Below are 25,708 nucleotides of genomic sequence, written 5' to 3'. Positions count from 1 at the left end.
AAGGGACTAAATACGTGCCATCGGGAGGTCTATATGACTCTAAATGTACCGCGGGACTTTTTGTCCAATAGCGAAGCTGACTGGAACGCAGCAGTAGAAAAGGCGCTGAAGGGCGCTCCGATCGAGCGACTGACGCGCAAGACCGAGGAGGGTCTGCCCGTCGCGCCACTTTATCCTGGACGCCCCGATGTTCTTGCGCAAAAGGCTCGTGCGGCGCAGGCTCCCTGGACCATTTTCCAGCGGATCGATGTGCCCGACCCTCGCGAGGCGAACCAGCAGATTCTGGAAGACCTGAACGGCGGAGCAGGGGGGCTCGACCTCGTCTTCGGGACATCTCATGTGGCCCAGGAAGGCCAGGGTCTCAAGATCGAGACGCTGGCAGACATGGAAGCTCTTCTCGATGGCGTCTTTCTGGACCTGGTCAAGATTCGGGTAGATGGGGCGTACGCAGGGCCGGCCTTTCTGGCAATGCTTGTCGCGTTGATTGAAAAAAAGGGGGTCGATCCCTCCAGCGTTGACGTGGCACTTGGAGCGGACCCGGTCGCCACGCTTGCATTCCGCGGCCGTTTCAACGTGCCGATTGACACCTGGTGGAAGCGTGGGGTCGACGGTATCTGGGCCCTGGAGAACAGCGGTATTCGCTCATGCTTCTTCTCGGGGGACGGCCGGATCTGGCACCAGGGAGGCGCCGGGCAGTCAGAAGAGCTTGCCTGTGTCATGGCCTCCGCTCTGGAAATCCTGAGAGTGCTGGCCGACAGCAACCTGCCCGCGGACGTCTGGACACGTCATCTGGGTGTGACACTGGTCGCCGAAGCCGATCAGGTCGGAACGATCGCAAAGGTTCGCGCCGCCCGGCGTATCTGGGCCGCCATCCTGGATGCCTGCGGCCTGGAACAGACGCCGTTGCCGGTCCACATGCAGACCTCCTTCCGGATGCTGACGAATGTGGATCCTTGGGTGAATCTGCTGCGGAACACGGTTGCCACCTTCGCCGCCGGTGTTGGCGGCGCCGATAGCCTGACGGTGCTGCCGCACACCGGCTCGATCGGTCTGCCCGACGGATTTGCTCGCCGCCTTGCCCGCAATACCCAGTCGATCCTTGTCGAGGAAAGCCGTCTGCATATGGTTGCCGACCCGTCGGCAGGTTCGGGCGCAATTGAAGCGCGTACGGACCAGATGACCGAGCAGGCCTGGGCCCTGCTGCAGGAAATGGAAGCTGACGGCGGCATTTTGAAGTCGCTGGAGGCCGGCTCCATTCAAGCGCGCATCCGGGCCACCCAATCGGCAAGGGAAAAGGACATCGCAACGCGCAAGCGCCCGATCACCGGCGTCAGCGAATTTCCTTCGCTCACCGAAAAGACGGTCGCGACACTTTCACGATCGTCGGACGATATCGAGAGCCTGCGAGAAGCATTGGAAGTATGTGCTCCGGGTGAAGGTGAGCGTTTCAATGCGTTCAAGAAGGCTTTCACCGAGGGGGAGGACATTGCCCGCCTGCTGCCGCACGCCATGGCAAGCGAACCCGCACTCGTGGTGACGCCGCTGCATTGCAGTCGTCTCGCGGAGCCCTACGAGGCGCTTCGCGAAGCGGCCAATACGGCCGTGGGTGGCATGCCAGGCATTTTCCTTGCCTGCCTCGGCAGCTTGTCCCAATTCACGGCAAGGGCAACATGGACATCCAACGCCTTTGCTGCCGGCGGCATTTCCAGCCTTGGCGGCGAGGCGGTCGCCGACCTGACTGCGCTGGTCGAGGCATTCAAGGCCTCCGGCGCCCGTTCTGCCTGTCTTGTTTCGTCCGATGCGATCTATGCCGAGCAGGCGGAAGCTGCAGCACGGTCCCTCAAGGAAGTGGGTGCCGACCATCTTTATCTGGCCGGCAAGCCGGGTGACAAGGAGGCGGCGCTGCGCGAGGCGGGTGTCGACACATTTATATATGCAGGCTGCAACCTGCTGGACCTTCTGCGCGAGGCGCACTCACGCACCGGGGTTGGAACGGTTGAGGGGGTCTCGGTATGACGCGCATCCCGAATTTCGCAAAGGTTCCGTTCAAGGACGTGATGCCGAAGGCCGAGGCCAGTGCCGACGTGCCCTGGATGACGCCGGAAGGCATAGAGGTGCCCGGTGTCTTCGGTGCCGCTGACATCGCGGATCTGAAGCATCTCGACACCTGGCCGGGCCTGCCGCCATTCCTGCGCGGCCCATACCCGACCATGTACGTCCAGCAGCCCTGGACCGTTCGCCAGTATGCGGGTTTCTCGACGGCCGAAGAATCAAACGCCTTTTACCGTCGCAACCTGGCGGCCGGGCAGAAGGGGCTATCGGTCGCTTTCGACCTTGCAACTCACCGCGGCTACGACAGCGATCATCCGCGCGTGTCCGGCGATGTGGGCATGGCGGGCGTGGCGATCGACTCGATCTATGACATGCGCACGCTCTTCTCCGGCATCCCGCTGGACAAGATGAGCGTCTCCATGACCATGAACGGTGCGGTTCTGCCCGTTCTGGCGCTTTACATCGTGGCGGCGGAAGAACAGGGCGTGGCTCAGGCGGATCTGTCGGGCACCATTCAGAATGACATTCTGAAGGAGTTCATGGTCCGCAATACCTATATCTACCCGCCCAAGTCATCGATGAAGATCATCTCCGATATCTTCTCGTACACATCCCAGAACATGCCGCGCTTCAACTCCATCTCGATCTCCGGCTACCACATGCAGGAAGCTGGCGCGACGGCGGATCTGGAGCTGGCCTACACCATTGCCGATGGCATCGAGTATGCCCGCGCCGGTGTGGCCGCAGGCATGGATATCGACAAGTTTGCACCGCGCCTGTCGTTCTTCTGGGCTATCGGGATGAACTTCTTCATGGAAGTCGCCAAGCTGCGTGCAGCGCGCCTGATCTGGGCGACGCTGATGCAGGAAAACTTTCAGCCGAAGAACCCTAAATCCCTGTCGCTGCGCACCCACTCGCAGACTTCCGGATGGTCGCTGACCGCACAGGACGTCTTCAACAACGTGGTGCGCACCTGCGTGGAGGCCATGGCGGCAACACAGGGGCATACCCAGTCGCTGCATACCAACGCACTGGACGAGGCCCTGGCCTTGCCAACGGACTTCTCCGCACGCATTGCCCGCAACACCCAGCTGTTTCTGCAGCAGGAGAGTGGCACCACCGCGCCGATCGATATCTGGGGCGGGTCCTTCTATGTCGAGAAACTGACCAACGATCTGGCGGAAAAGGCCATGGCCCATATCCGCGAAGTGGAAGAGCTCGGCGGCATGGCCAAGGCCATCGAGAAGGGCATTCCGAAGCTTCGCATCGAGGAAGCGGCTGCCAAGACCCAGGCCCGTATCGACAGTGGCGCTCAGACGGTGGTCGGCGTCAACAAGTTCAAGCCCAGCCATGAAGAGCCGATCGAGGTTCTGAAGGTGGACAATGCCGAGGTTCGGGCGCAGCAGCTGGCCAAGCTGGAGCGTTTGAAAGCCGAACGCAACGAGACCGAAACCCAGGCAGCTCTCGACGCTTTGACCAAATGCGCCGAGACGGGCGATGGCAACCTTCTGGACCTGTCGGTCAAGGCGGCACGCGCCAAGGCGACTGTGGGTGAGATCTCGCTGGCGATGGAAAAGGTCTTCGGCCGACACAAGGCAGAGATCAAGTCCATTTCCGGCGTCTACAAGCGGGAGGCCGGAGCCATGTCCGAATCCATCGAGAAGGTTCAGAAACTGGTCGAGGCGTTCGAGGAGAACGACGGCCGCCGGCCACGTATCCTCGTTGCGAAAATGGGCCAGGACGGTCACGACCGCGGCCAGAAGGTTATTGCCTCCGCCTTCGCCGACCTTGGTTTCGATGTCGACATCGGTCCGCTGTTCCAGACACCCGAAGAAGCGGCACGCCAGGCGGTAGAGAACGACGTCCACGTCGTCGGCGTGTCGTCATTGGCCGCTGGCCATCTGACGCTTGTCCCCGCCCTCAAGAAGGCGCTGGCGGATGAAGGCCGGGCGGATATCATGATCGTCGTCGGTGGTGTCGTGCCGCCGCAGGACTATGACGAGCTATATGCCTCCGGCGCTGCGGCAATCTTCCCGCCCGGAACGGTCATTGCGGAAGCCGCTGTCGACCTCATCGCCAAGCTGAATGCGGCGCTGGGGTATGAGGCGCCACAGGCAGCAGAATAGTCTGAAAAGAGAACCCGGCGCCGATGGTCCCGGGTTCTTTGTTTAGGTCGGGTGGTTGGCGAGAATTTCTACCCGCAAGTCAGACCGGTTCCACGGTCGTGACGGGTCATCGCGAGGCAATGGCAACGATGCATGCGTTGATCGAGGTCGGCTATGCGAGGGAAGGGCAGTGCCCGCCGCGATTTGCTCGACCTAAAATGTCGCAGATGGCGTCGTAGGTCCTGCGTCGAGCCAGGCGGACGCTGCGTGATTCGCGGCGAAAGTTTATAAAAAAGATGCGGTCAGAAAACTGACCGCATCGACAAAACTGAAATGATTTTTGCCCCATCGGCGAATACACCTCTTTGTTAACATCGTAGGTTGTGACAAGATAGCTATCAAATTCGATAGGTGGGGGCTGAATGAGCGATCTCGGCACACATTTCGAAGCGATACAGCGGTCACAGTCCGGTAAAGAGGCCTTTGAACTTTTCTACGCGGCTGTCCAGACCTACGGGTACGACAATGCCTGTTTCACGCTGATCACCGATCATCCTTCCATCGACCATGCGGCGATGCACGGCTTCACCACGAACTACCCCGAGGACTGGATGAAGTTCTACGGAGAGCAGGGGTATTTCGACATTGATCCGGTCGTCTATTACCTGACCCGGAAGTGGGCTCCGTTCTACTGGGATGAAGCAACCCGGCACATGATTGCCGACAAAGCCGTATCTCCGGATGTGGGCGAGAACGTTCTGACGATGATGAACCTGGCTGCCGATGCCGGGTTGGCCGACGGGATTGGTATTCCGTTCATCAGCCGTTCCGGCGAAATATCAGGTATCGGACTGTCCAGCTCCGAGCCGATCAAGGACAAGAACTATAGCGATCTGGCGGAACTCAACCTGTTGGCCAGTATCTTTCAGGAGCGGTTCCTGAGTTTTCACAAGGCCGAGGCCATCCCGATCCTGACAGGCCGGGAACGCGAAGTCCTGTGCTGGGCTGTCGAGGGGCAGACGGATGTCGACATCTCGGATCGGTTGAAGATCTCGGAGGCAGCCGTTCGCTTCCACTGGTCCAATATTTTCAAGAAGCTCGGGGTCACCAACCGCCTGATGGCGACGACCAGGGCCATGCGGCTCAATCTCGTTCCCCTGCAGCGTTCAGTCGTGTTCTGACAACCGGGGGAAGGGCCGAAGGCCACTTTGGCAGGGCGTTGAACCGAAGACTTCATTCAAGGGGCCGGTTCCGTTCTGCTCAGAACTGGCTGCCTCGTAACTGGTACGCCAGTATGGCTGTCAGCGTGTCGGCTTCCTCAGCCGTCACCCGGCCATGATTGCTCAGGAATGCGCGCACGTCGCGGCCACTGTAGCGCCCGACGAGTTTGCCCTGGCGCCCAATCAGACGGGACCGTGCGAAAACGACCGCACGATCATGGCAGACAAGACACTTGTCGTGAAACAGGGCCCCCGACCTGGCGATCTGCTCAAGGTGTTCGATCAGCACGGCCCGCTCCGGCGGTGCCAACTTGCCGTGACCCCGTGCCAGGAACGCGGCAACCGGGCGCCCGGATCTGCGGCCGATGACCTTCCCATCCCCGGTTGTCACGTTGTCATGGACGAAATCGCCCGCGTGGGCTTCATGGCAGCCTGCGCATTTGCGCTCGTAGATCTGATGCGGATCCGGACCCTGGGCTGATGCAGGCAGCTCCGACAGTCCAAGCAGTATCAGAGATACGAAGACCTTGGACAGGAATGTCGTCAGCGTACGTATGGGTCCGGTGTGGCGGAACGGCATGGCAAGGCTCCTGAAGACGGGACACCCCATCTTCAGGAACAGTTGCCGATTTGCGCAGCGCCGTAATTGACCTTGCGCAATCCTGCCCGGCGGCCGTTTAGCCGAGTGCCTGAAGGCCGGTCAGGTCGTTGAGGACGGCAGCGGGTGCCAGATCCGGATATTCGTCGGGCAGTCCGGCGCGGTTCATCCAGACCGTGCGGAACCCGAAGGCGGTCGCACCGGCAATGTCCCAGCGGTTGGACGACTGGAAGGACACGGCCTCCGGATAGATCCGGAAATGTGTTGTGACCAGCTCGTAGACCCGTTCGTCCGTCTTGTAGGTCTTCAGGTCGTCGACCGAGAACACCTCGTCAAAGACGTCTGTCAGACCTGCACCCTTGATCGCCGCTTCCAGCATCGCTGGCGACCCGTTCGACAGGATGGCCAGTTTTGCCCCGGTCGACTTCAGGCGCGTCAGGACCTCGGGCACTTCCGGATAGCAGTCCAGCGTCCAGTAGGCGTTGAGAAGGTCGTCGCGCAGCGCCTTGTCGGCGGAAGGGTAGAGCGCATAAGCGGTATCGAGCGCCTGCTCTGTCAGCTCCCAGAAGTCCTTGTACCGATGCATGAGCGCACGGACCCAGGAGTATTCCAGCTGTTTCTGCCGCCAGACCATGGAGAATTCATTGGCATCGGGACCGAGTTTCTCGCTGTGCTTGCGTACCGCCGCGTGCACGTCGAACAAGGTGCCATAAGCGTCAAACACATAAGCGGCGTAAGCCATCGGAAGTCTCCGCTTGGTAGAATTTACATGGCAAGCAGATGACAGCGCCGGATCGGCGCCGTCAAGCTGTGATGCGTTGCACAATGGTCGCAATCAGGCAATTGTGTACACAAGCTCAGCGATCAGGACGGCAGTTCCACCGTGCCGTCGTCCTTGAGCGTCCAGAACGGATTGTAGGCCACCTCAAGCAGATGCCCGCCCGGGATCTCCAGATAGCCAGAGTAGCCGCCCCAAAAGACCTTTTCCGGCCGCGTCAGAGGACCTGCGCCTGCCTTGACGGCCTGTTCGTAGACTTCGTCCACATCGGCTTCGCTGCGCCCGTTCCAGGCCAGTGTCATGCCGCCGAGGGTTTCTTTCGGAAGGGAGCGCCCCAGATCCTTTTCCAGATGGGCCCGGTCGTAGAGCCCGAGAATTGCACCGGGCAACTGGTAGAAGGCAACGTGTTCGTTGCCGCCCACTGCGGGCCTCCCGCCAAGTCCCTCCTCGAAGAAACGGCGGGTTTCGGCAAGGTCGGCGACGGCGAGCGTCGTCATGGTGATGCGCTGTTCCACGCTGTGCTCCCAAGTTATGATCCTGTTTTGTTCTCGGAGAGTGCCCGCAGAACGCCTCAGCTGCAAGTCTGCAGTTCAGGATCATCGCTCCGGCGGCGTCCAGTCGCTTCCCGCGGTCTTTTTCTGTCGCAGCCGCAAGGCCAGTCCGATGGAAACGCCAACCCCGATGGCGACGGTCAGGTCGACAAGGACCGTCAGCACAAGGGTCAGAAGCAGCAGCATCCGGTCTTCCATGGGCGCACTGGCATATTCGCGCCATTTGTGCGGCTCGCTCATGTTCCAGGCCGTCAGGACGAGGAGCGCAGCCAGGGCCGGCATGGCGAGGTAGCTGGCAAGGGGCGCTGCCAGCATGAGCACGGCAAGGATCACCAGGGCATGAACGACCCCGGCGACCGGTGTCTGACCTCCGGCGCGAATATTGGTCGCCGTGCGCGCAATCGCACCGGTGGCAGGGAGGCCACCGAACAGGGCGCAGGCCATGTTGGCAACTCCCTGCGCGGTCAGTTCCGCGTTGGGCCGGTGATGCCCCTGGATCATCCGGTCCGCCACCATGGCGGAGAGCAACGACTCGACCCCGGCAAGGAAGGCGATCACGAGGGCAGAGGGAAAGAGTTCCACCATGCGGGGCCAGGAAATGTCCGGGAGCGAGGGGACGGGAAGGGCGCTGGGCAAGGTGCCGAAACGAGAGCCGACCGTATCGACCGGCAGAGCGAACATGGCCACGAGGGCAGATCCGGCGGCGACGGCAACGATCAGCCCGGGGAAGCGCGGGGCAAGTCGGCGCAGGGAGATGATCAGCACCATTGTCGCAAGCGCGATGCAAAGGGCGGCCGGGTTGAGCGTATCCCTTGCTTCCCAGAGAACCCCGAGCTTTTCGATCAGCTCGGCGGGAACACGTTCTGCGGAAAGCCCGAGGAAATCCTTCAGCTGGCTGGTGCCGATGATGATGCCGATGCCGATGGTGAAGCCGTTGACGACGGCTTCGGGAACGAAGGCGATCAGGCTTCCCGCCCGGAAGTAGCCGCCGATGACCAGGAGAACGCCGGCCATCAGGGTGGCGAGAACCAGGCCGTCAAAGCCATGCTCGGCGATCACGCCGTAGACGACCACGATGAAGGCACCGGTCGGACCGCCGATCTGTACCCTGCTGCCGCCGAGCAAGGATATGAAAAAGCCGCCGACGATGGCAGTGAACAACCCGGTTGCCGGATCGGCCCCGGAGGCGATGGCAATGGCAAGGCTCAGGGGAATGGCCACCATCGCGACCGTTGCCCCGGCCTGAAGGTCGGCGAGAAACAGTTGCGTCGAATAGGTTTTCAGCGTGGTGAGCAACTTGGGCTGGCGCATTGGAAATTGTTACCATGTCTTTGCCCGCGCCGACGAGCAAGATCTTGCGCAGTGCTGTCGCATAGGTTTTTCCACGAATGAGCGGGATATGGCGTAGAGATTTCCACCGGTCAGTCGCAGGAGGAATTTTTCGACCGAACTTCAGTCGAACCGAGAACAGGTGTTGACGCGCGGGGGCTCAGGGCGTTTCCTCCGGTCAGCAAATCACTGGCGAGGAAAAGAAAACGATGAGCGGCTGGAGCGAGACCTGGACCTGGATCGACGGTACATGGCACGAGGGAAATCCGCCGATGATGGGGCCGCGCTCGCATGCTGCCTGGCTCGGTTCCAGCGTTTTCGACGGTGCGCGTTTTTTCGAAGGCGTCATGCCGGACCTCGACCTTCACTGCCAGCGTGTCAATGATTCCGCAGTTGCGCTGGGCTTGAAGCCGACCATGCAGGTGGGCGAAATGATGGAGCTTTGCACAGAAGGGGCGGCCAAGTTCTCATCCGACAAGCAGCTCTACATCAAGCCGATGTACTGGGCGGAAGGCGACGGTCCGGGCGTGATTGCCGGCGATCCGGACAGCACTCGCTTCTGCATGTGCCTGTTCGACGCGCCGATGGCGGCGAAGGGGGCTGCCAACTCGATAACCCTCTCGCCGTTCCGGCGCCCGACCATGGAATGCATGCCGGTCAACGCCAAGGCCGGCTGCCTATACCCGAACAACGCCCGCGCGATGCTGGAGGCCAAGGGCCGCGGCTTCGACAATGCCGTTGTATGCGACATGCTCGGCAACGTGGCGGAGCTGACCTCGGCCAATCTTTTCATGGCCAAGGATGGCGAGGTCCATACTCCGGTGCCCAACGGCACCTTCCTGAACGGGATCACCCGCCAGCGGGTCATCGCGCTGCTGCGAAATGCCGGTTACAAGGTGCACGAACGCACCCTCGGCTATTCCGATTTCCTGAATGCCGATGAGATCTTCTCGACCGGGAACTACAACAAGGTCGTCCCGGTGAACCGCATCGAGACCCGCGACATCCAGCCCGGTCCGATTGCCGCAAAGGCCCGCGAACTCTACTGGGATTACTCCCACAAGGGCTAGCGCCGTCAGTGGACCGTGCTTGTGTCCGGGCCTTTCGTCAGGCCCGGCTCGCTCGCCAGCTGGCGCAAGACCTCGGCGGCCTCGACGCGGCGGCTGTCGCGGATCAGCGTGTCGATTGCCTCGACCAGCTCACCCTTGCCTTCCGCCAGCAGCTGCTCGCGCAGTTGCGGCCAGCTCTCGACCTTGTCCTTGTTGTCTTCCGACACTGTTTTTCCTTCGGCGATAGCGACTGTCTTCCGTCCTTGATAGCCCAGGAATGCGGCAAATACGAGGGCCGCCGCCGCAGCATATGACGCAGCGGCAAAGTCGCCTGTCCGGTCGTGGAGAATTCCGGCGAGCCATGGGCCGATCATCTGTCCGAGGCCGAAGCTCGCGGTCATCACCGCAAGCATGCGCCGCGGATCGCCTCTCGTCAGCGCGCGCGCCTCTGTCAGCCCCAGGGCCGTGATGCCCATAAAGGTGGCGCCAAGGAGCGCTGCCCCGGCAACGAGGGGCCAGAGCCCGCCGCTGACGCTCATGGCAACGCCCGCCGCTTCCACGATGCAGGCAAGAGAGAAGGCGGCCGAGGTGCCAATGCGCACCGCGACCCGGTTCCACAGGTAGACCGAGGGAGCGGCTGTCAGTCCGACGATCAGCCAGACCCATTGGGCGAGACCGCTCAAGGCCGGATCCGACTTGGCGATGACCGAGATGAAGGTTGCAGTCACCACGTAGCCGAAGCCGAAAAGGCCATAGGCGAGGATCAGGCGGAGAAGGGGAACATTGACCGGCGTACCGCGGGAAGCGGCCGGTTTCACCGGCTTCTGGGCTGGCTGCGCTGTCTCCTTGCCGGACTTGCCCGGGATCAGGAGGGCCGCCCCGGCCAACAGGGCGACGGTGGCCCCGGCAGAGGCGAACCAGAGGCTCTGCCAGGAAGCGCCGCGGGAGCTCAGAACCGCAATCAGGATGGCCGATCCGGCAATGCCGCTGCCGACACCGGCAAAATGCAGGGCGGAGAGCCCGGACCGCCCACTAGCCGTCAGCCGCTCCAGCACAAGGGCGGAGGCAAAGACCAGCGTGAAGGCGCTCGCCGCGCCGCCAAGGAAGCGCAGGACCAGAAACAGGGGCAGACTATCGGTCAGTCCCATGGCGAAGGTGGTCGCGGCGCTGAAGGTAAGGGCGCCCAGAAACCAGCTTCTCTGGCTGCCGGGCAGGCCGCCGGCGGAGGCCGCAAGCGCGCCGACCAGGTAGCCGAGGAAATTGGCCGAGGCGATCAGCCCCGCCTCGGATGCCGGTAGCGACAGCGCTCCGGCCATGGCGGGCAGGATCGGCGTATAGACGAAGCGGCCGATCCCCATCGCCGCGGCAAGAGCAAGGGCGCCTCCAACGGCAAGGGACAAGGGTGGGCAAGAGCGATCGGTCGGCAAGGCGGGGTCCTGCTGCATCTCGGAAGAGATCGGAACCCCATGTCTGCCACAGGTGACGGCTTTGCGGAACCGGATTGCGAGTCCTCGGCAGGATTTCCTGGTTTCTCCCGGGAAACCCGCAGATGGATGGAACCGGCGCTTGTCTTTCGTTCGCCATCCCGGGCAAGGGAAGCGCGACCCGGGACCGGGGCGCCGGGAGAGTCTCGGCTCCAGTCAGGTCTACTCAAACACCTTGGCTCACCGATCCCGGCTCTCAGGCTTTGCCTTCGTCCGGGATGACAATGGCTTGGGGTTGCAATCCGCTTCCGGGTTTGCCTGTCTGGGACGCTGAAACGTCAAAAGCCCTGCAACGCGTCCGCCCCTCTTCGCGTTTCGCGGGTGCTCCGGTTGCTTGCTGAATTGCCCAATGTTGCTAGGGTTTTAGAGACAGATTCTGCGCTACGTCACAAAAAGTGAAAACGCTGCCGAGGCCAACCGCATCTTCCGGAAACGCGGAATGACGACGGTTGGAGGTAAGTGCTTTGTACTGGAAATGGGGTGTTCTATTCTGATGCGTAAGCTTATTGCTGTATATAGTGCCATGTTATTGTTTATTGCTACCGATTATGCCTCCGCGAGAAGTGAGTTCTTCAAACGATCCGAAGATATTTCAATACGATTTGAAATCGAAGATCGTAAGTTGGGTAACTATATAAAGTCGTATTTTAATATAATAACTACTTTTCATGAAAGTAATGTCTCCGCTGGAGGATTGGCCAACCTCATAATTCTTGAATCGGAAGGCCTTGTTGCAAATGGTGTTTTGGACGGGGAGAAAGTACGATCATTCGGCCTCTCGGATGAGGTGGTAACCGAATTGCAATCCTCGGATACTTGGGCGTCGGGGTGTGGGACATATTTGTATGTCAATAATTCAGGATATATTGCTTCCTCAATAACGATTATTGATGGTTCAACTCCGTTTCATGTGAAGGTGAATTGTTCTGTCGTGGGGGTTGGAAAGTCCTTCGGGCTGAGTTTGAGTACAACCCCTGAAAGTACTCAATATTATCTCATGTATGCACTGATTTACGCTCTGGCGTCTCGTGCCTGCGGCACGGACCCTCTTTACAGAAGCTGTGTCGAGAGTGAGCTTTCTGGTTTCATAAGCGACTTTTCGGCTGTGTTTGGGATGCAATAGCATCACGGAATGATTTTTCTCCGACGTATATCTCGATCTACGATTACCGCGCCGCGCGCCAACCGGCAGCCAGGGCCTCGGCCTCCGAGCAGAACCAGCGTTCGCCGGCGTTCTCATCGATGCGGGTGCGCTCATAGTGCGGTGACCAGGGCGTGTGATAGATCTTGCCGCGGCCGGTGATGTTGCCCTTGATCGGGCAGTTCTCCGGGCCGCTCTGCGCCGCCACCTGCCACTTCTGCGCCCGGTAGTCCCATGGCATCTCGAAAAGACCGGCCCATAGCCCCTTGCCGGCAAGGCGGGCGGCCTGTTCTTCCATGACATAGGCGGTGGAGTAGCGGCGGAAGGCAAGGGCGTGGCCGGAACGGATCATCTCCGCGTTGAGGTTCTGCCCGCCTGCGCGGCAGGTTGCGATCCGGCGGTCGTAGGCGTCCGTCTCGTTGCCCTCGCAGATGACCTTGCCAGTGGCTGCAAGACGTTTGAGATAATCGCGGGCCGCCTTGCCGCAAGGCCATTTCCGGCCTGAGGACGTCAGGCAGGTCTGGGCCAGCTCGGGCGCATCGATGCCGTCGAGCCGGATTTTTTCTCCGCGCAGCTCGATTGTGTCACCGTCGATCACGCGGACAGCCTTGCCCTCGGCGGCCAGTTCGGTCGGTAAAGCCATATGGACGGCTATCAAGGCGGCGGCAGCACAAAGGCTGCGCCTGAAAGGCGTAATACGTCTTTGCATGCAACGGGCTCGAATCGGGCTTCAGGGTGCCATCAAGCGTGGAGGCCCGTCCTTTGGGGGACAAGCCATGTCGCCCCGCAAGCCGGCGCGCTCGCGGCATTGTCTGTGGATGGACGTTTGCAGGAAGAGTGTGTGACGCGACCAACGCGGCGGCCGGAAATTCGTTCCGGAAAAAAACAACAAAAATATTTTTTTATTTTGGCCGTGGGACATTGCCGTCCGGAGCAGAGGCTCCTAAATTGCGCGTCGAAGCGGAAGATCGTCAAAAGGACCTATCGTGTCCGGGATCACCGCCGGTCAATGGACCCAAAGGAGTTTGCCATGTCTTTCGAATTGCCCGAACTGCCCTACGCCTATGATGCCCTGGCCCCGTACATGTCGGCCGAGACTCTCGAGTACCACCACGACAAGCACCATCAGGCCTATGTCACCAACGGCAACAACCTGCTGAAGGACAGCGGCCTTGAAGGCAAGACGCTGGAAGAAGTCGTAAAGGAAAGCTTCGGCAAGAACGCAGGCCTCTTCAACAACGCTGCCCAGCACTACAACCACGTCCATTTCTGGAAGTGGATGAAGAAGGACGGCGGCGGCAACAAGCTGCCGGGCGCACTTGCTTCCAAGATCGACAGCGACCTGGGCGGCTATGACAAGTTTCGCGCCGACTTCCTGAACGCCGGCGCAACCCAGTTCGGCTCCGGTTGGGCATGGCTCGCCCTCAAGGATGGCAAGCTGGAGATCATGAAGACCCCGAACGGCGAAAACCCGCTCGTCCACGGCGCAACGCCGCTCCTCGGCTGCGACGTCTGGGAACACTCCTACTACATCGACTATCGCAACGCGCGTCCGAAGTACCTGGAAGCCTTTGTCGACAACATGATCAACTGGGACTACGTCCTGGAGCTCTACGAAGCCGCTTCCTGATAGCGCGCTTCACGGCTGATCTGCTGCAGAACCCCGGTCCGGAAGGCCCGGGGTTCTTGCTTTCCTGCGTCCGGAAACTCAGGGCCGGAACGCCTGCGCGCTGATTGCAACCGAAGGCACGGGAGCAGTACAAATCACGAGACACTGTTCAATGAGTATTGACGGTACGTCAACTGATCCACTTGGCACATCACGCTGCCGTGATTTTCAATCACCTCTCTGATCGGTCTCAATTGAAACGTCGGCTTTTTGAGGCGACAGTGAGAGGAGAGACAAATGCGCAAACAGGTTCTGACGCTTGTACTGGCCGGTGCTGCCGGTCTGGCAGCGACGTCCGTCATCGCGGCCGGTGGCCCCATCGAGCATCGCAAGGCTATCATGCAGTCCGTAGGGGCTTCCGCAGGCCTCGCCGGTGGCATGATGAAGGGTGAGATCGCCTATTCGCCGGCGGCTGGAAAGGCTGTGATCGCGTCCATGAACGCAGCGGCTCACTCTTTCGGCGCCTTCTTCCCGGAAGGTTCCGATGCGGGAGACACGACCGCTGCGCCGGCGATCTGGTCGGACGCGGCCGGTTTCGAGGCTGCGCTTGCGAAGTTCGCGGAAGCGACCGGCGCGGCCATGGCGGCATCGGGCAAGGATGGCCCTGCCGACCTTGATGCCTTCAAGGCGGTGGCTGGCCCGATCATGGGCAACTGCAAGTCCTGCCATGAAGCCTTCCGCGTGAAGAAATAGAAAAAGGGAAGAGAGACGTGAACAAGCTTGCAGCCACTCTTGGCGTCCTGGTATTTGCCGGAGCGGCTGCAGGCTGGTTCGTGACCGCGCCGCGCCCCCTGTCGGATGCGGCAATCACCGCTCTGCCGGAGGGCGATGCGGAGCGCGGAGAGGTCATGTTCTGGGCCGGAGGCTGCGCCTCATGTCATGCAGCTCCGGGCGCCAAGGGCGAGGACAAGCTGCGCCTGTCCGGCGGACTAAAGCTTGAAACGCCGTTCGGAACGTTTGTCGCGCCCAATATTTCCAGCCACCGGGATGATGGCATCGGCGGCTGGTCGAAGGCGGATTTCGCCAATGCCATGCTGACAGGCGTGTCGCCGGAGGGAAGCCACTACTACCCGGCCTTTCCCTATACCTCCTATGCGCGGATGAAGCCCGAGGACGTGAGCGATCTCTTCGCGTTCCTGCAGACCGTTCCGGAAGTCGCCGGCAAGGCGCCGGGGCATGAACTCGGCTTTCCGTTCAACATCCGCCACGGCCTCGGTGTCTGGAAGCTCCTGAACTTCAGCGCCGATCCGGTCGTCGCGGCTCCCGCCAGCGGACCGGATGTTGATCCGGAGGTCTGGCAGCTTGGCCGTTATCTGGTCGAAGGACCGGGCCATTGCAGCGAGTGCCACACCCCGCGCGATGCGCTGGGCGGGCTCGACAAGAGCCGGTGGCTTGCCGGTGCACCCGCAGCGACGGGGGAGGGCAAAGTCCCCGGCCTTGATGCGGCGTCCGACGTTGGTGGCTGGTCCCTTGCCGACATAGCCTATTACCTGGAAAGTGGTTTCACGCCGGAATACGACAGCGTCGGCGGCGAGATGGTTCCGGTCCAGGAGAACATGGCCAGATTGTCCGCAACGCACCGGGAAGCAATCGCCACCTACCTGAAGGCGCTGCCGCGATAGGTGTGCCCGGCCGACCGGCCGGCGACCGGGCAGCACCGCTGCGTCAAAGCGCGAAGATGGCCTCGACCTCAAGGGCCAGGTCCGGCGAGAACAACCCCTTGACGATCACCATGGAGCTGGCCGGAACGTGAGCGCCATAGCGCCTGGAGACCGCCTCACGCAGGCCGCCGATTACCTCCGGTCCGGTGATGAAGACCGTGACCTTGACGAGGTTTTCCATCGAGGACGACTGGCTTTTCGCGATGGTTTCGAGCTGATCGAAGATGGCCATTGCCTGCGCGCCTGCGTCCCTGCCTTGCGCGGGTGTGCCGAAGGCCGTGAAGCCCGACGTGTAGAGCGTGTCGCCGTGGCGCACCGCGTGGGAGTAGGGACCAACCGGCAGGCCCAGTTCGGGAAGGTTTATGCGTGTTGGAGCCATGAAGCTTCTCCGTGAGTGACAATTACAGACGTTTGGTGATGGCGGCCGACAGGCCCTGGATGGTGGGGCCGAGCAGAAAGGCGATCAGCGCAGCCGCAGGCCAGGCAAGTCGGAAGGCTGCGAGCCACTGGCCCGGAAAGTCCGGACTGAGGCCGAGATTGACCCATGTGACCCAGCCGGACATGAGAAACGACAGCACGAAGGCCATCAGGCCCGAGAACACGATCCGGTATTTCATTGCCGGACCTCAGGCAGGTTCCGCATCCGCCGGGGCGGTGACGGGCTGAAGTTTTTCGATGTAACGCAGCTTGGTGTGGTTGCCGGCAAGATAGGCCTGTGTGTGCGGCATCTCGAAGTGCAGGCTCAGGGCGCTGTCATCGACCCAGCACTCCCAGAGCACGAACCTGTGCGGTTCGTCACGGTTCTGGCGCACTTCGAATTTCAGACAGCCGGATTCCTTGCGTTCGGTCTCTTCTGCAAGGCGTGCGAGCGCTGCCTCGGTTGCCGCAAGATCCGCGCCCTCGGCGAGTTCAATGCCCGCGCTGACCCATAGTTTAGCCATTGGTTGTTCCTCGTTAGATCAATTTGAACGAGGACGAAGCTATGAATTTCTGAAATTGAAATATATAATGTATATCGCATAATAAAATTGCGAAAATGGAATCATGCTCGACGATATCTGCCTCTTCGTTCAGATTGTCCGTGCCCAGGGGCTGTCGGCTGCGGCCGAGAAGACGAACCTGCCACCGGCGACCGTTACCCGCCGTCTGCAGAAACTCGAGCAGAACCTCGGAAGCCGCCTGATCCACCGTTCTGCCCGCAAGTTCAGCCTGACGGCCGAGGGAGAGGCGTATTATGCCGCCTATGCCGATCTTGTTGCCCAATTCGAAGACACCAGCCGAAGCCTGTCTGAAGAAGTGCATCAGCTTGGCGGCCGTCTCACGGTGCTTGCGCCCACCAACGCCTCGGTCGGCATCCTCCAGCCCATGTGGTCGCAATTCCTGCGCATCTATCCGCAGATCAGGCTGGACCTTCGGCTTAGCAACGAGACCAAGGATATTCTGGACGGTCAGGTCGATATCGCGCTGAGGGTCGGCCCACAGCCCGATTCAAGCCTGACACAGATGCGTCTCGGCACTGTCGCGACCGTCCTTGTTGCAGCTCCCGGCTACCTCGACGAAGCGGGTGTTCCGGAGTCTCTCGCCGATCTCGAGACCTTGCGCACAATCGCGGCAACCGCCTTGCCGGTCTGGACGATGAGCGAACAGGAAACGGGTGCCAAAGCGGTCCTGCGGCCGCAGCCGTCCGTTTTCGTCGACGACATCGGCATGGCCCGCCAGCTGGCGAGGGACGGGCACGGGGTCTCTCTGCTTCCCGTCAGCGAGGTGGCCGATGACCTGCGCTCGGGAGCGCTTCATCGCGTGTTGAGGAACTGGCGCGGGCAGGAGCGCATCTTTTATGCGGTCTGGCCGTCAGGCCGCCTTTTGAATGCCCGCGCGAAATGTCTGAGGGATTTCGCGCAACGGTTTGTCGCCGGCGAGCCGATCCTGCAGGGAGCCATACCGGGCAGGGCATGACGCGGCCGGTCCGGAATGGTCCGGGACGTCAGATCGGCTGGCAGCGGCTGTAGATCGGGAAGTCGACATAGCCCGACATGTAGGTCAGGAACGCCCGGCATTCGGCCTGGGTCTCGAAGCAGCCTTCGCGCGAAACGTTCAACGTCTTGTCGAAGTCATACTTCTTGCCGCCGACGATCCCGCGCCATCCGGACGTCTTGCCAGATGCCCGGTAGGCCTTGCATGCGTACTTCGTTCCGTAGGTTTCGGGGACGTACCGGCTGTCATAGGTCGGTGCCAGCAGAAGGTCGGCAGGCGTCTGGATCTGGCAGGCGGTCAGGGTCAACAGGGCGGCGCCTGCAAAAGCGAGCCTCGCGAGGCCGGACTTGCTGATCGTGCTCGAATCCATGGTCGGTCTCCGAAATACGGCTCGTCCTGCGACGCGCTCATGTCAAAATGCCTTAAGGTCGTCCCAAGGCCTAGCTCTGTTCGGCCGTCTTGCCAAGGGGCTGCATCAAAGGCGACAAAAAAACCCGCGCCAATGGGCGCGGGTTCGTTTGCAGCAGAAAAGACAAGCCGGGTTATGCCTTGCCCGCAACCTTCAGGGCGAAGGCCTGCACCAAGGCGACTTCCTTCAGACGATCGAAGCGTCCGGAAGCACCGCCATGACCCGCCTCCATGTTGGTTTTCAGCATGAGGAGGTTGTCGCAGGTCTTGGTGGCGCGCAGCTTGGCAACCCACTTGGCCGGCTCCCAATAGGTCACTCGCGGATCGGTCAGGCCTGCCACCGCGAAGATCGCCGGATAGGCCTTGGCCTCCACATTGTCGTAAGGCGAGTAGCTTGCGATGTAGTTGTATGCTTCGCTGTCCTCGATGGGGTTGCCCCATTCCGGCCATTCCGGCGGGGTCAGCGGCAGGGTTGCGTCCATCATCGTTGCAAGCACGTCGACGAAGGGCACCTCGGCAATGATGCCGGCAAAGGCGTCCGGTGCCATGTTGGAGACCGCGCCCATCAGCATGCCACCGGCCGAGCCACCCTGCGCCACGATGCGGTCGTGAGATGTGAAGTTCTCGGCGTCGAGATGACGGGCTGCTGCGATGAAGTCGGTGAAGGTGTTCTTCTTCTGCTCCCGGCGGCCCTTCTTGTACCAGGCGAAGCCCTTGTCCTTGCCGCCACGGATATGGGCAATGGCATAGACGAAGCCGCGATCCACCAGCGACAGGGCGTTGGTGTTGAAGCTGGCCGGGATCGAAATGCCGTAGGAGCCGTAGCCATAGAGAAGGCAGGGCGCCGAACCGTCGAGCGGCGTGTCCTTGTGATAGAGCAGGGACACCGGCACCATTTCGCCGTCTTCCGCCTTGGCGAGCAGACGGCGGGTGACATAGTGCTCCGGATCGTGGCCGGAGGGGACTTCCTGCTCCTTGCGCAGAACGCGCTCACGGGTTTCCACGTTGTAGTCGTAGACCCGGCTCGGCGTCGTCATGGACGAATAGGAGAAGCGGATTTCCGTGGTGTCGAACTCGTAGCCTCCGGAGAGGCCGAGCGAATAGGCCTCCTCGTCAAAGGAAATCTCGTGCTCGACGTTATCCGCCAGACGCCGGATGACGATGCGCGGCAGGCTGTTTTCCCGCTCGAGCCGCACCATGAAGGTCTTGAAGACTTCATGGCTGAGGATCAGGCGGCCCGGCTTGTGCGGCACGAGGTCGGACCAGAATTCCCGGCCCGGCGTAGCCTTTGGCGCGGTTACGATCTTGAAGTCTTCCGCATCGCCAAGGTTGGTCAGGATGTAATAGGTGTCGCCATTGTCCTCGATGGAATATTCGACGCCCGTGTCGCGGGCGGCAATCAGCTGCGGCGGATCGAGCGGCGAATGCGCCGGGATCACGCGCACTTCGGACGTCTCGTGGTCGTGGATGTCGATCACGATGGTGTCGCCCGACTGGGTCCGGCCGACGCCCATGAAAAAGCCCGCGTCCTCTTCCTCATAGACCAGAACGTCCTTCGCGGGGTCCGTGCCGATCTCGTGGCGGAACAGCTTGGACGGCCGGTGGTTCGGGTCGAGACGGACATAGAAGAGGTACTTGCCGTCGGCGGAAAAGATGCCGCCGCCAGCCGTGTCCTCGATGACGGTCTCCGTGTCCTTTCCGGTCTCCAGATCGCGGATCTGCAGGCTGTAGAACTCCGAGCCCTTGTCGTCATAGGCCCAGGCCAGCAGCTTGTGGTCGTCCGAATGGCTGGCGCCGCCGAACTTGAAATAGGCCTTGCCCTCGGCTTCCTTGTCGCCGTCCAGGATGATCTCCTCATCCGAGCCGTCGCGCTTGGTGCGCAGGTACTTCGGATGCTGGCCGCCGGTCACATATTTGATGCCATAGGCGTAAGGCCCGTCGGGGGAGGGTACCGAGCTGTCGTCTTCCTTGATCCGCCCACGCATCTCGGCGAAGAGCTTTTCCTGAAGCTCCCTGGTCGGCGCCATTATGGCTTCCTGGTAGGCGTTTTCCGCGTCAAGGTAGGCCTCGATGTCGTTGGCAAGCGAGGCGCGGCCATCGCGCATGACGTCCTGCCAGTTCTCGGCTCTCAGCCAGGCATAATCGTCCTGACGCGTGATGCCATGGGTCTCAAGGGTGATGGGGCGCGCTTCGGCGCGCGGGGGCAATGGTTTTGTCATCATCTGACCGAGGTAGGATTTTTGCGGGCAGGAGGCAAGGGGGGAGCAATATGAGCTGTTATTCCGGCCTCAAGATCCCGCGTATCAGAACGCGCACGGCATGGCGGGTCTGCTCTTCCGTGTCGTCCAGGCGATTGGTCAGCAAGTGCGACCAGAGCCACGAAGCAACCCAGTCGGCGACGGTTTCAGGGCTTAGATCGGGATCTGCTTCGCCGCGTTCCTGGGCCCGCTTGATCAAGGCCCCGAAGGTCTTTCGCCGGTCTTCTGCGTATCCGGCCAGCACCTTGCTGGCGTCCGGATCCGATTGGGCTTCGGCGATCATCGAGCGGAAGATCTCACCGGTTCTGGTCTCCCGCCAGACCCGAAAGACATCCTGTATGAACTGGACGATGTCCTGCTCAAGGTTGCCGGTGTCCGGGTAGTCGACCGCCTTTTGGGAGAGATAGACCTCCAGCAGCAGTGCAGCCTTGCTTGGCCACCAACGGTAGACTGTCGGCTTCCCGGCGCGGGCACGTTTGGCGACTTTCTCGATGGAGAACCCTCGATAGCCGTCCTCGCGCAGGATTTCGGCGGCGGCGTCGAGGATGGCCCTGGCGCTGCTTGGATTGCGCTGTGCACCGATCGAGCGGCGTTGGGGCCTTGTGCGCGTCTTACTCGGCGCGTCGGCTTGCGGGCGGAAATCTTCGGTCATGGAGGGGAACGTATCATGGGACTTGACGAGTTCGAAAGGGATACATATTAATTAAACGAAACGATCCGTTTCATTAATTTGATCCAAAAAGGTATGAACATGTCTGCCTCCTCTTCTCCCAGGCTCTCCCGCCTCCGCTTTGCCGCTCTTGTGCTCCTTGGCGTTTATCCGCTCGTGACCGTGGTTCTTTACATTCTGACGCCGCTGACCGCCGGATTCGAGGTTTGGCAGCGGACTGCCATCCTGTGCCCGATCATTGTTGTCGCAATGGTCTGGATGGTCATTCCGGTCATTTACCGGTTCTTCGGCCGATTTGTCTTTATCGCCGCCTGATCGCTTGGTGCGGGTGGGGGCAGTTCAAGCTGCCGCTGCCCGTTCACGCCCTCGCATCATGATCAGCACCATCACGCCGATGTTGAGGAAGTTCCAGGCGATGCCGTTGACGAAGGCGGCTTCATAAGAGCCTGTCAGGTCATAGATCCAGCCGGACATCCAGCCGCCGAGCGCCATCCCCAGAACCGTTGCCATGATGACGAAGCCGACCCGCTGTCCGGCTTCGCGGGCAGGCAGGTATTCGCGTACGATCACCGCGTAGGAGGGCACGATGCCGCCCTGCGCCAGGCCGAAGATCAGCGAGACGAGATAGAGCGAGGCAAGCCCGTCGAACGGCAGGTAGAGGAACAGGGCAAGGCACTGGCCGACGGAGCCGACAAGCAGCGTCTTCACCCCGCCGATCCTGTCGGCGAGCAGTCCCGAGGCAAGGCGGCTGAAAATCCCGGCGCCGAGCATGATCGCAAGCATGTCCGCGCCGCGCGCGACGCCATAGCCCAGATCGACGCAATAGGCGACGATGTGAACCTGCGGCATCGACATCGCGACGCAGCAGCCGAGTCCTGCAAGCACAAGAAGTCCCTGCAAGGCGCGCGGCGACATATTCGCTTGGCGCAGCCCGAAGGAAGCTGACGCGCCGTGGGCTGGGTCCGATCGGATCGGCGGCGGACGCCTCAGGAAGAAACTCAGCGGCACCATTGTCGCGACGCAGATTGCGGCGATCATGAAATAGGTGCTGCGCCAGTCGGTGAAGGTGAAACTCCACTGGATGAACGACGGCCAGAGCACTCCGGCAAGATAGTTGCCGCAGGCCGCGGCCGCCACGGCAATCCCGCGCCGCTTTTCGAAGAAGTGGGACAGGTCGGCAAGCAGCGGCCCGAAGGTGGCCGCTGTGCCGATGCCGACGAGAAACCCCTGCGCCAGCGAGAATGTCCGGATGTCGGCGGAAAGAGCCGCAAGCGAAAATCCCGCTCCAAGGGCCAGCGCAGATCCGATCACCGGTCTGAAGATGCCCGAACGGTCGACCCAGCGGCCGATCAGGACGTTGCCCGCGGCAAAGCCCAGCATGGTCAGCGTGTAGGGGATGGAGGCATCCGACCGGTCGACACCATAGTCCGCCTGAACCGCCGGCAGCACCACCACGACCGCCCACATGCCCGCCCCGCCGAGGGTGGACAGCAGGATCGATATCGCGAGACGGAACCAGGCGTAGGGACCGTCGATGATTTCGGTGGAACGGGACGGCGACATGGCGGGAATCCGGGGGCTACAGATCCACACCTAACAGCGGCGATGTCATCGGTCCAAGCAAACTTGCTGATCCGACCGATCAAGGGTTGGAATGGGTGCTTCCTTCCGCCGCCATGATGCGTGCGGTCCTATTCGGCAGCGCTGAGTGCCACGGCCTGTTTAGGGGCCTGTTCCGGGGCCTGTGCCAGGGTCGCTGTCAGGCAGGCTTCGGTTGCCGTGTCCATTGGAACCACCAGCTCGATCGTCATTCCCTCGATAACCGCATCCTGAACGGAGGCGAGCTGACCGAGCATCGAGGTCATCTGGAGGCGCGATCCGTCAGGTCCCTCGAAGTGCATCGGAACGAAGATCGGGATTTCGTCGGGAAGGTGTTCGGGCAATCCGGCAAGCAGGCCCGCCTGGGTTGCCTGATCCAGAAGGTCTGCCAGATCCGGGTCATCCGCGGCCGCCCGGAACAGCCGGGCTGCGAAGATCGGAGCGGTCTGCTCCCAATTGAGAATTCGGTGCCGGAAGTCCGGATCGAGAAACACCTCGAAGAGATTGGCCGGGTGGGGCTGGTCGGGCGCAATGGCAGACAGGAAGGTCGTGCCCGCCGTGTTGGCGCGCAGCACCGTCCAGCGCTTGTTGAGCACATAAGCGGGAAACGGCCAATGGCGAAGCAGCTGCCGCTCGATCAGGTCAAGCGCTGCCTCCACTTCCGCAGAGGCTTCCTCCCGCCGTCTGTAGGGGCTGGTGAAACCGGCCGCCTCGTAGAGAACGAGGCGCTTTGCGACCGGTAGGGCGAGCGATCGTTCGATCCGTTGCAGCATGAAGCGGCTGGGCTGTGTGCGTCCCGTTTCCAGAAAGGAGATGTGGCGCTGTGTCGACTCGAGCCGGTCGGCGAGATCCGCCTGGCTGAGGCCCCGTTCGCGCCGCAAGGCCTTCAGGACTTGGCCGAAGCCGCCAGACACGATGGTCATGCCGTTTCTCCCCCGCATTGCATTCCCTGCGAGGGAATTGCCTGAAACCCGCGCAAGGCTAGGGTTCGGGGCATCCACGTGCAAATCACGAATGAAGGAGGAAACCCTAATGCTGTTCTGGATCAGCGCCGTGCTGCTTCTCTATCTCCTACAGATTTATCTGTCGGCCCTGGCGATGTTGCCGGCGATTGGCGTTGCAACCGCCTTCGGGTCGCGCGACACGCTGCCGGACCGCGGGCGTATTGCGGGCCGGGCGGAACGCGCGCTCGTGAACATGAAGGAAAACCTTCCCTTCTTCATCGTCCCCTCCGTCCTCGCCTATCTGGTCGAGGGCGTTGATCTGGAAGCAGCGGCGATGAGTGTGCAGGTCTTCTTCTGGGCAAGGCTCGCCTTTGTCGGGATCTACCTGACCGGCTTGCCATGGGCCCGCTCGCCGTTCTTCGCCCTGGGTCTCGCCTCGAACCTCTATTGCATGTGGCTGGTGCTCACCGCAGCCGGATGAACCGTTCACAGGTCAAAGGCGAGGGCGCGCTATTCACCGCCGGCTATTCGGCGGTGAAGGTCATTGCGTGGCCGTTCAGGCAGTAGCGCAGGCCGGTCGGCGGCGGGCCGTCCGGGAAGACATGGCCCAGATGGGCATCACATTTGGAGCAGCGGATTTCCGTGCGTACCATGCCGTGGGACCGGTCCTCGATCTCGGTGATCGCATCGGGGGTGGCGGCCTTGAAAAAACTCGGCCAGCCGCACCCTGCATCGAACTTCGTGTCGGAAAGAAACAGTGGCTGCCCGCAGCACACGCAATCGTAGCGGCCGTGCTCGAAACTGTTCCAGTAGGGGCCGGTGAACGGTCGCTCGGTCCCGCTCTGCCGCGTGACGTAGAACTGTTCGGTGGTCAGCTGGTCATGCCATTCGCTCAGGCTCTTGTGCACCTTGTCGCCGCTGGCGCTCATGGGGGTTCCTCCGGTTCGTTGCCGAGATTGTCTTCCCAGCAGATAGAAGCCCGGAGCCGGTCCGGCAAGTCACTTGGCGTTGAGCGGTCCGGTCGAGATCACGCGGTCGTGCTGATCTGGAGCAATGTGCTGCAACAGGTGTTGCGGCCGGAGGACTTCGCGGCATACAGCGCCGAGTCGGCGGCTTTCAGCAGGTCGGAGTGATTCCTGTCGTAGTCGATCGCCGTCCGGTCGCTCGGCCAGCGGATGGTCGCAACCCCGAAAGAGGCCGTTACACGTGCGCCGTGGTCAGGATTTCCCTCGTTCGGGATGTTCAGGTCCTCGACTGCCTTTTGCAGATATGCCGCCAGCGTCTGTGCCCCTTGGGCATGGGTGTTCGGCAACACGAGCGCGAACTCCTCGCCGCCATAGCGGGCGACGACGTCCGCCGGGCGCCTTGCGGTGGTGCTCAGGAGTTGTCCTATCGCCTGCAGGCATTCATCGCCCGAATGGTGGCCATACTGGTCGTTCAGTTTCTTGAAATGGTCGAGATCGGCCTTGATCAGCGAAAGCGGGTGTCCTTCGCGCCGTGCGATTGCCCATTCGCGCTGAAGGATCTCGTCGAAGGTGCGCCGGTTCGCCAGGCCGGTCAGGCTGTCGGTTCTTGCCAGTTCCTCGAGTTTCTCCTCAAGGTCCTTTTGTACCGATATGTCGCGCAGGGTCACGACGATGCCGCGGATTGCCTCGTCGCCGTTCTGCAAAACGTGGGATGCGCCTTCGACCCACACGAGCGCGCCGTCTTTCCGGGTAACCTGGAAGCTGAGACGATCCGAGCCGCTGACCCCGTTCGCAAGCTTCCTGCCGGATGCGAACAGTTTCTCCCGGTCCGCATCGCAAATGACGTCGATCCAGTTGTCATAGACCTCGCTCTGCGACCAGCCCAGCATGTCCGTGACCGAGGGAGAAACATAGACAAGCTGCAGCTCGCGCGAAAATTGGAGGATGACATCCGAGCTGCATTCAATCAGGGCGCGGAAGTCCACATCCGGCGACTGTTTCGCCCCATCCTCGTAGCTTTGACGTTGTGCCATGTCACATCCCGAAAAAGACTTTGGTCAACCGTAGTCGGAAAAAGGAAAGAAAAAGTAATGCTGTTTCGTAGAGGGCAATCCGTGAGGTTCGTATAACCAACACTATATCATAACGGTGCAAGTGGAGCTTTTGGGAATTCCGATTGCATTGAGAAAGTGAACAAGCATTGCGTGCAGACTCATTCCTTTCATGACGGGGTTCCCCCTTGCAGCAAGATT

Annotated in this window: 27 protein-coding genes; 11 read left to right on the top strand and 16 right to left on the bottom strand. The window is 61.3% G+C overall.

The features are described from left to right. Positions 1-33: 33 nt before the first annotated feature. The 3 genes from ACN0SY_RS04295 (at position 34) to ACN0SY_RS04285 (ending at position 5,338) form a co-directional block, all read left to right on the top strand. A complete protein-coding gene (locus tag ACN0SY_RS04295; RefSeq protein WP_417684766.1) occupies positions 34-2,016 on the top strand; it encodes a methylmalonyl-CoA mutase subunit beta in 1,983 nt (660 codons plus the stop codon). After that, positions 2,013-4,178 carry a methylmalonyl-CoA mutase gene (gene scpA / locus ACN0SY_RS04290; protein ID WP_417684764.1) on the top strand — a complete coding sequence of 722 codons (2,166 nt, stop codon included), beginning with the start codon at positions 2,013-2,015 and terminating at the stop codon, positions 4,176-4,178. The genes ACN0SY_RS04295 and scpA overlap by 4 nt, the downstream gene beginning before the upstream one ends. Positions 4,179-4,579: 401 nt before the next feature. Continuing rightward, entirely contained in the window at positions 4,580-5,338 is a 759-nt protein-coding gene (locus ACN0SY_RS04285) for a helix-turn-helix transcriptional regulator (protein WP_417684762.1), read from the top strand. A 79-nt stretch (positions 5,339-5,417) separates the two neighbouring features. Here the strand turns inward: ACN0SY_RS04285 and ACN0SY_RS04280 are convergent, their stop codons facing one another. The 4 genes from ACN0SY_RS04280 to ACN0SY_RS04265 form a co-directional block, all read right to left on the bottom strand. Continuing rightward, entirely contained in the window at positions 5,418-5,957 is a 540-nt protein-coding gene (locus ACN0SY_RS04280; RefSeq protein ID WP_417684760.1) for a hypothetical protein, read from the bottom strand. 97 nt (positions 5,958-6,054) lie between these two features. Next, entirely contained in the window at positions 6,055-6,717 is a 663-nt protein-coding gene (locus ACN0SY_RS04275; RefSeq protein ID WP_417684759.1) for a haloacid dehalogenase type II, read from the bottom strand. Positions 6,718-6,839: 122 nt separating this feature from the next. Further along, the gene (locus ACN0SY_RS04270) at positions 6,840-7,268 is read right to left on the bottom strand and encodes a VOC family protein (protein ID WP_417684757.1); all 429 of its coding nucleotides are present in this window, start codon (positions 7,266-7,268) and stop codon (positions 6,840-6,842) included. A gap of 81 nt (positions 7,269-7,349) precedes the next feature. Further along, positions 7,350-8,615 (bottom strand): SulP family inorganic anion transporter, encoded by a 1,266-nt coding sequence (locus ACN0SY_RS04265; protein ID WP_417684755.1) that lies wholly within the window; start codon positions 8,613-8,615, stop codon positions 7,350-7,352. A 227-nt stretch (positions 8,616-8,842) separates the two neighbouring features. Between ACN0SY_RS04265 and ACN0SY_RS04260 the strand changes: the two genes are divergently transcribed. Beyond that, complete coding sequence (locus ACN0SY_RS04260) at positions 8,843-9,703, top strand: branched-chain amino acid aminotransferase (RefSeq protein WP_417684754.1); 861 nt, start codon at positions 8,843-8,845, stop codon at positions 9,701-9,703. 5 nt (positions 9,704-9,708) lie between these two features. On the opposite strand, the gene ACN0SY_RS04255 is transcribed toward ACN0SY_RS04260, so the two are convergent. Then, positions 9,709-11,127, bottom strand: coding sequence for a YbfB/YjiJ family MFS transporter (locus ACN0SY_RS04255; protein ID WP_417684752.1), 1,419 nt, complete (start codon positions 11,125-11,127; stop codon positions 9,709-9,711). Between the two features lie 478 nt (positions 11,128-11,605). Between ACN0SY_RS04255 and ACN0SY_RS04250 the strand changes: the two genes are divergently transcribed. After that, positions 11,606-12,289, top strand: a complete 684-nt coding sequence (locus ACN0SY_RS04250; RefSeq protein WP_417684750.1) for a hypothetical protein — start codon at positions 11,606-11,608, stop codon at positions 12,287-12,289. 43 nt (positions 12,290-12,332) lie between these two features. Here ACN0SY_RS04250 and ACN0SY_RS04245 read toward each other — a convergent pair whose 3' ends face one another. Further along, positions 12,333-12,950, bottom strand: coding sequence for a thermonuclease family protein (locus ACN0SY_RS04245; RefSeq protein ID WP_417684748.1), 618 nt, complete (start codon positions 12,948-12,950; stop codon positions 12,333-12,335). Between the two features lie 387 nt (positions 12,951-13,337). Between ACN0SY_RS04245 and ACN0SY_RS04240 the strand changes: the two genes are divergently transcribed. From ACN0SY_RS04240 to ACN0SY_RS04230, 3 genes are all read left to right on the top strand, one after another. Then, on the top strand, positions 13,338-13,937 hold the full coding sequence (locus ACN0SY_RS04240; protein WP_417684747.1) for a superoxide dismutase: 600 nt from the start codon (positions 13,338-13,340) through the stop codon (positions 13,935-13,937). Between the two features lie 276 nt (positions 13,938-14,213). Beyond that, positions 14,214-14,669 carry a c-type cytochrome gene (locus ACN0SY_RS04235; protein ID WP_417684745.1) on the top strand — a complete coding sequence of 152 codons (456 nt, stop codon included), beginning with the start codon at positions 14,214-14,216 and terminating at the stop codon, positions 14,667-14,669. Positions 14,670-14,686: 17 nt separating this feature from the next. Beyond that, complete coding sequence (locus ACN0SY_RS04230; RefSeq protein WP_417684743.1) at positions 14,687-15,598, top strand: c-type cytochrome; 912 nt, start codon at positions 14,687-14,689, stop codon at positions 15,596-15,598. A gap of 43 nt (positions 15,599-15,641) precedes the next feature. Here ACN0SY_RS04230 and ACN0SY_RS04225 read toward each other — a convergent pair whose 3' ends face one another. Genes ACN0SY_RS04225 through ACN0SY_RS04215 form a run of 3 tightly spaced genes read right to left on the bottom strand, consistent with a single transcriptional unit; the run spans position 15,642 to position 16,578 of the window. Then, positions 15,642-16,016, bottom strand: coding sequence for a RidA family protein (locus tag ACN0SY_RS04225; protein ID WP_417684742.1), 375 nt, complete (start codon positions 16,014-16,016; stop codon positions 15,642-15,644). 22 nt (positions 16,017-16,038) lie between these two features. Next, complete coding sequence (locus ACN0SY_RS04220) at positions 16,039-16,254, bottom strand: DUF2798 domain-containing protein (protein WP_417684740.1); 216 nt, start codon at positions 16,252-16,254, stop codon at positions 16,039-16,041. Positions 16,255-16,263: 9 nt separating this feature from the next. Next, positions 16,264-16,578 (bottom strand): putative quinol monooxygenase, encoded by a 315-nt coding sequence (locus tag ACN0SY_RS04215; protein ID WP_417684738.1) that lies wholly within the window; start codon positions 16,576-16,578, stop codon positions 16,264-16,266. Between the two features lie 103 nt (positions 16,579-16,681). Here ACN0SY_RS04215 and ACN0SY_RS04210 point away from each other — a divergent pair, with 103 nt between their 5' ends. Then, positions 16,682-17,593 (top strand): LysR family transcriptional regulator, encoded by a 912-nt coding sequence (locus tag ACN0SY_RS04210; protein ID WP_417684736.1) that lies wholly within the window; start codon positions 16,682-16,684, stop codon positions 17,591-17,593. Positions 17,594-17,621: 28 nt separating this feature from the next. Here the strand turns inward: ACN0SY_RS04210 and ACN0SY_RS04205 are convergent, their stop codons facing one another. The 3 genes from ACN0SY_RS04205 to ACN0SY_RS04195 all read right to left on the bottom strand — a co-directional run bounded on the left by ACN0SY_RS04205 (position 17,622) and on the right by ACN0SY_RS04195 (position 20,929). After that, positions 17,622-17,981 carry a hypothetical protein gene (locus ACN0SY_RS04205; RefSeq protein WP_417684734.1) on the bottom strand — a complete coding sequence of 120 codons (360 nt, stop codon included), beginning with the start codon at positions 17,979-17,981 and terminating at the stop codon, positions 17,622-17,624. A gap of 172 nt (positions 17,982-18,153) precedes the next feature. Next, positions 18,154-20,238 (bottom strand): S9 family peptidase, encoded by a 2,085-nt coding sequence (locus ACN0SY_RS04200; protein WP_417684732.1) that lies wholly within the window; start codon positions 20,236-20,238, stop codon positions 18,154-18,156. A 58-nt stretch (positions 20,239-20,296) separates the two neighbouring features. Further along, entirely contained in the window at positions 20,297-20,929 is a 633-nt protein-coding gene (locus tag ACN0SY_RS04195) for a TetR/AcrR family transcriptional regulator (protein ID WP_417684730.1), read from the bottom strand. Between the two features lie 99 nt (positions 20,930-21,028). Between ACN0SY_RS04195 and ACN0SY_RS04190 the strand changes: the two genes are divergently transcribed. After that, complete coding sequence (locus ACN0SY_RS04190) at positions 21,029-21,262, top strand: hypothetical protein (RefSeq protein WP_417684729.1); 234 nt, start codon at positions 21,029-21,031, stop codon at positions 21,260-21,262. Positions 21,263-21,286: 24 nt separating this feature from the next. On the opposite strand, the gene ACN0SY_RS04185 is transcribed toward ACN0SY_RS04190, so the two are convergent. After that, entirely contained in the window at positions 21,287-22,510 is a 1,224-nt protein-coding gene (locus ACN0SY_RS04185; RefSeq protein ID WP_417684727.1) for an MFS transporter, read from the bottom strand. 128 nt (positions 22,511-22,638) lie between these two features. Beyond that, complete coding sequence (locus ACN0SY_RS04180) at positions 22,639-23,469, bottom strand: helix-turn-helix domain-containing protein (RefSeq protein ID WP_417684725.1); 831 nt, start codon at positions 23,467-23,469, stop codon at positions 22,639-22,641. A gap of 109 nt (positions 23,470-23,578) precedes the next feature. Here ACN0SY_RS04180 and ACN0SY_RS04175 point away from each other — a divergent pair, with 109 nt between their 5' ends. Beyond that, the gene (locus ACN0SY_RS04175) at positions 23,579-23,971 is read left to right on the top strand and encodes an MAPEG family protein (RefSeq protein ID WP_417684724.1); all 393 of its coding nucleotides are present in this window, start codon (positions 23,579-23,581) and stop codon (positions 23,969-23,971) included. A gap of 43 nt (positions 23,972-24,014) precedes the next feature. On the opposite strand, the gene msrB is transcribed toward ACN0SY_RS04175, so the two are convergent. Then, positions 24,015-24,419: a peptide-methionine (R)-S-oxide reductase MsrB gene (gene msrB, locus ACN0SY_RS04170; RefSeq protein WP_417684723.1), complete on the bottom strand. Its 405-nt coding sequence runs from the start codon at positions 24,417-24,419 to the stop codon at positions 24,015-24,017. 98 nt (positions 24,420-24,517) lie between these two features. Beyond that, positions 24,518-25,489 carry a GGDEF domain-containing protein gene (locus tag ACN0SY_RS04165; protein ID WP_417684721.1) on the bottom strand — a complete coding sequence of 324 codons (972 nt, stop codon included), beginning with the start codon at positions 25,487-25,489 and terminating at the stop codon, positions 24,518-24,520. Between the last annotated feature and the right edge of the window lie 219 nt (positions 25,490-25,708).

The sequence above is a fragment of the Roseibium sp. genome (genome assembly GCF_048261595.1).
Taxonomy (GTDB): domain Bacteria; phylum Pseudomonadota; class Alphaproteobacteria; order Rhizobiales; family Stappiaceae; genus Roseibium.
This window is presented reverse-complemented; position numbering and strand designations above follow the sequence as displayed.

Coding starts and splice junctions, on each gene's coding strand:
- ACN0SY_RS04295 (WP_417684766.1), top strand. CDS start 34: ATGACTCTAAATGTACCGCGGGACTTTTTGTCCAATAGCGAAGCTGAC.
- scpA (WP_417684764.1), top strand. CDS start 2,013: ATGACGCGCATCCCGAATTTCGCAAAGGTTCCGTTCAAGGACGTGATG.
- ACN0SY_RS04285 (WP_417684762.1), top strand. CDS start 4,580: ATGAGCGATCTCGGCACACATTTCGAAGCGATACAGCGGTCACAGTCC.
- ACN0SY_RS04280 (WP_417684760.1), bottom strand. CDS start 5,957: ATGCCGTTCCGCCACACCGGACCCATACGTACGCTGACGACATTCCTG.
- ACN0SY_RS04275 (WP_417684759.1), bottom strand. CDS start 6,717: ATGGCTTACGCCGCTTATGTGTTTGACGCTTATGGCACCTTGTTCGAC.
- ACN0SY_RS04265 (WP_417684755.1), bottom strand. CDS start 8,615: ATGCGCCAGCCCAAGTTGCTCACCACGCTGAAAACCTATTCGACGCAA.
- ACN0SY_RS04260 (WP_417684754.1), top strand. CDS start 8,843: ATGAGCGGCTGGAGCGAGACCTGGACCTGGATCGACGGTACATGGCAC.
- ACN0SY_RS04255 (WP_417684752.1), bottom strand. CDS start 11,127: ATGCAGCAGGACCCCGCCTTGCCGACCGATCGCTCTTGCCCACCCTTG.
- ACN0SY_RS04250 (WP_417684750.1), top strand. CDS start 11,606: ATGACGACGGTTGGAGGTAAGTGCTTTGTACTGGAAATGGGGTGTTCT.
- ACN0SY_RS04245 (WP_417684748.1), bottom strand. CDS start 12,950: ATGGCTTTACCGACCGAACTGGCCGCCGAGGGCAAGGCTGTCCGCGTG.
- ACN0SY_RS04240 (WP_417684747.1), top strand. CDS start 13,338: ATGTCTTTCGAATTGCCCGAACTGCCCTACGCCTATGATGCCCTGGCC.
- ACN0SY_RS04235 (WP_417684745.1), top strand. CDS start 14,214: ATGCGCAAACAGGTTCTGACGCTTGTACTGGCCGGTGCTGCCGGTCTG.
- ACN0SY_RS04225 (WP_417684742.1), bottom strand. CDS start 16,016: ATGGCTCCAACACGCATAAACCTTCCCGAACTGGGCCTGCCGGTTGGT.
- ACN0SY_RS04220 (WP_417684740.1), bottom strand. CDS start 16,254: ATGAAATACCGGATCGTGTTCTCGGGCCTGATGGCCTTCGTGCTGTCG.
- ACN0SY_RS04215 (WP_417684738.1), bottom strand. CDS start 16,578: ATGGCTAAACTATGGGTCAGCGCGGGCATTGAACTCGCCGAGGGCGCG.
- ACN0SY_RS04210 (WP_417684736.1), top strand. CDS start 16,682: ATGCTCGACGATATCTGCCTCTTCGTTCAGATTGTCCGTGCCCAGGGG.
- ACN0SY_RS04205 (WP_417684734.1), bottom strand. CDS start 17,981: ATGGATTCGAGCACGATCAGCAAGTCCGGCCTCGCGAGGCTCGCTTTT.
- ACN0SY_RS04200 (WP_417684732.1), bottom strand. CDS start 20,238: ATGACAAAACCATTGCCCCCGCGCGCCGAAGCGCGCCCCATCACCCTT.
- ACN0SY_RS04195 (WP_417684730.1), bottom strand. CDS start 20,929: ATGACCGAAGATTTCCGCCCGCAAGCCGACGCGCCGAGTAAGACGCGC.
- ACN0SY_RS04190 (WP_417684729.1), top strand. CDS start 21,029: ATGTCTGCCTCCTCTTCTCCCAGGCTCTCCCGCCTCCGCTTTGCCGCT.
- ACN0SY_RS04185 (WP_417684727.1), bottom strand. CDS start 22,510: ATGTCGCCGTCCCGTTCCACCGAAATCATCGACGGTCCCTACGCCTGG.
- ACN0SY_RS04180 (WP_417684725.1), bottom strand. CDS start 23,469: ATGACCATCGTGTCTGGCGGCTTCGGCCAAGTCCTGAAGGCCTTGCGG.
- ACN0SY_RS04175 (WP_417684724.1), top strand. CDS start 23,579: ATGCTGTTCTGGATCAGCGCCGTGCTGCTTCTCTATCTCCTACAGATT.
- msrB (WP_417684723.1), bottom strand. CDS start 24,419: ATGAGCGCCAGCGGCGACAAGGTGCACAAGAGCCTGAGCGAATGGCAT.
- ACN0SY_RS04165 (WP_417684721.1), bottom strand. CDS start 25,489: ATGGCACAACGTCAAAGCTACGAGGATGGGGCGAAACAGTCGCCGGAT.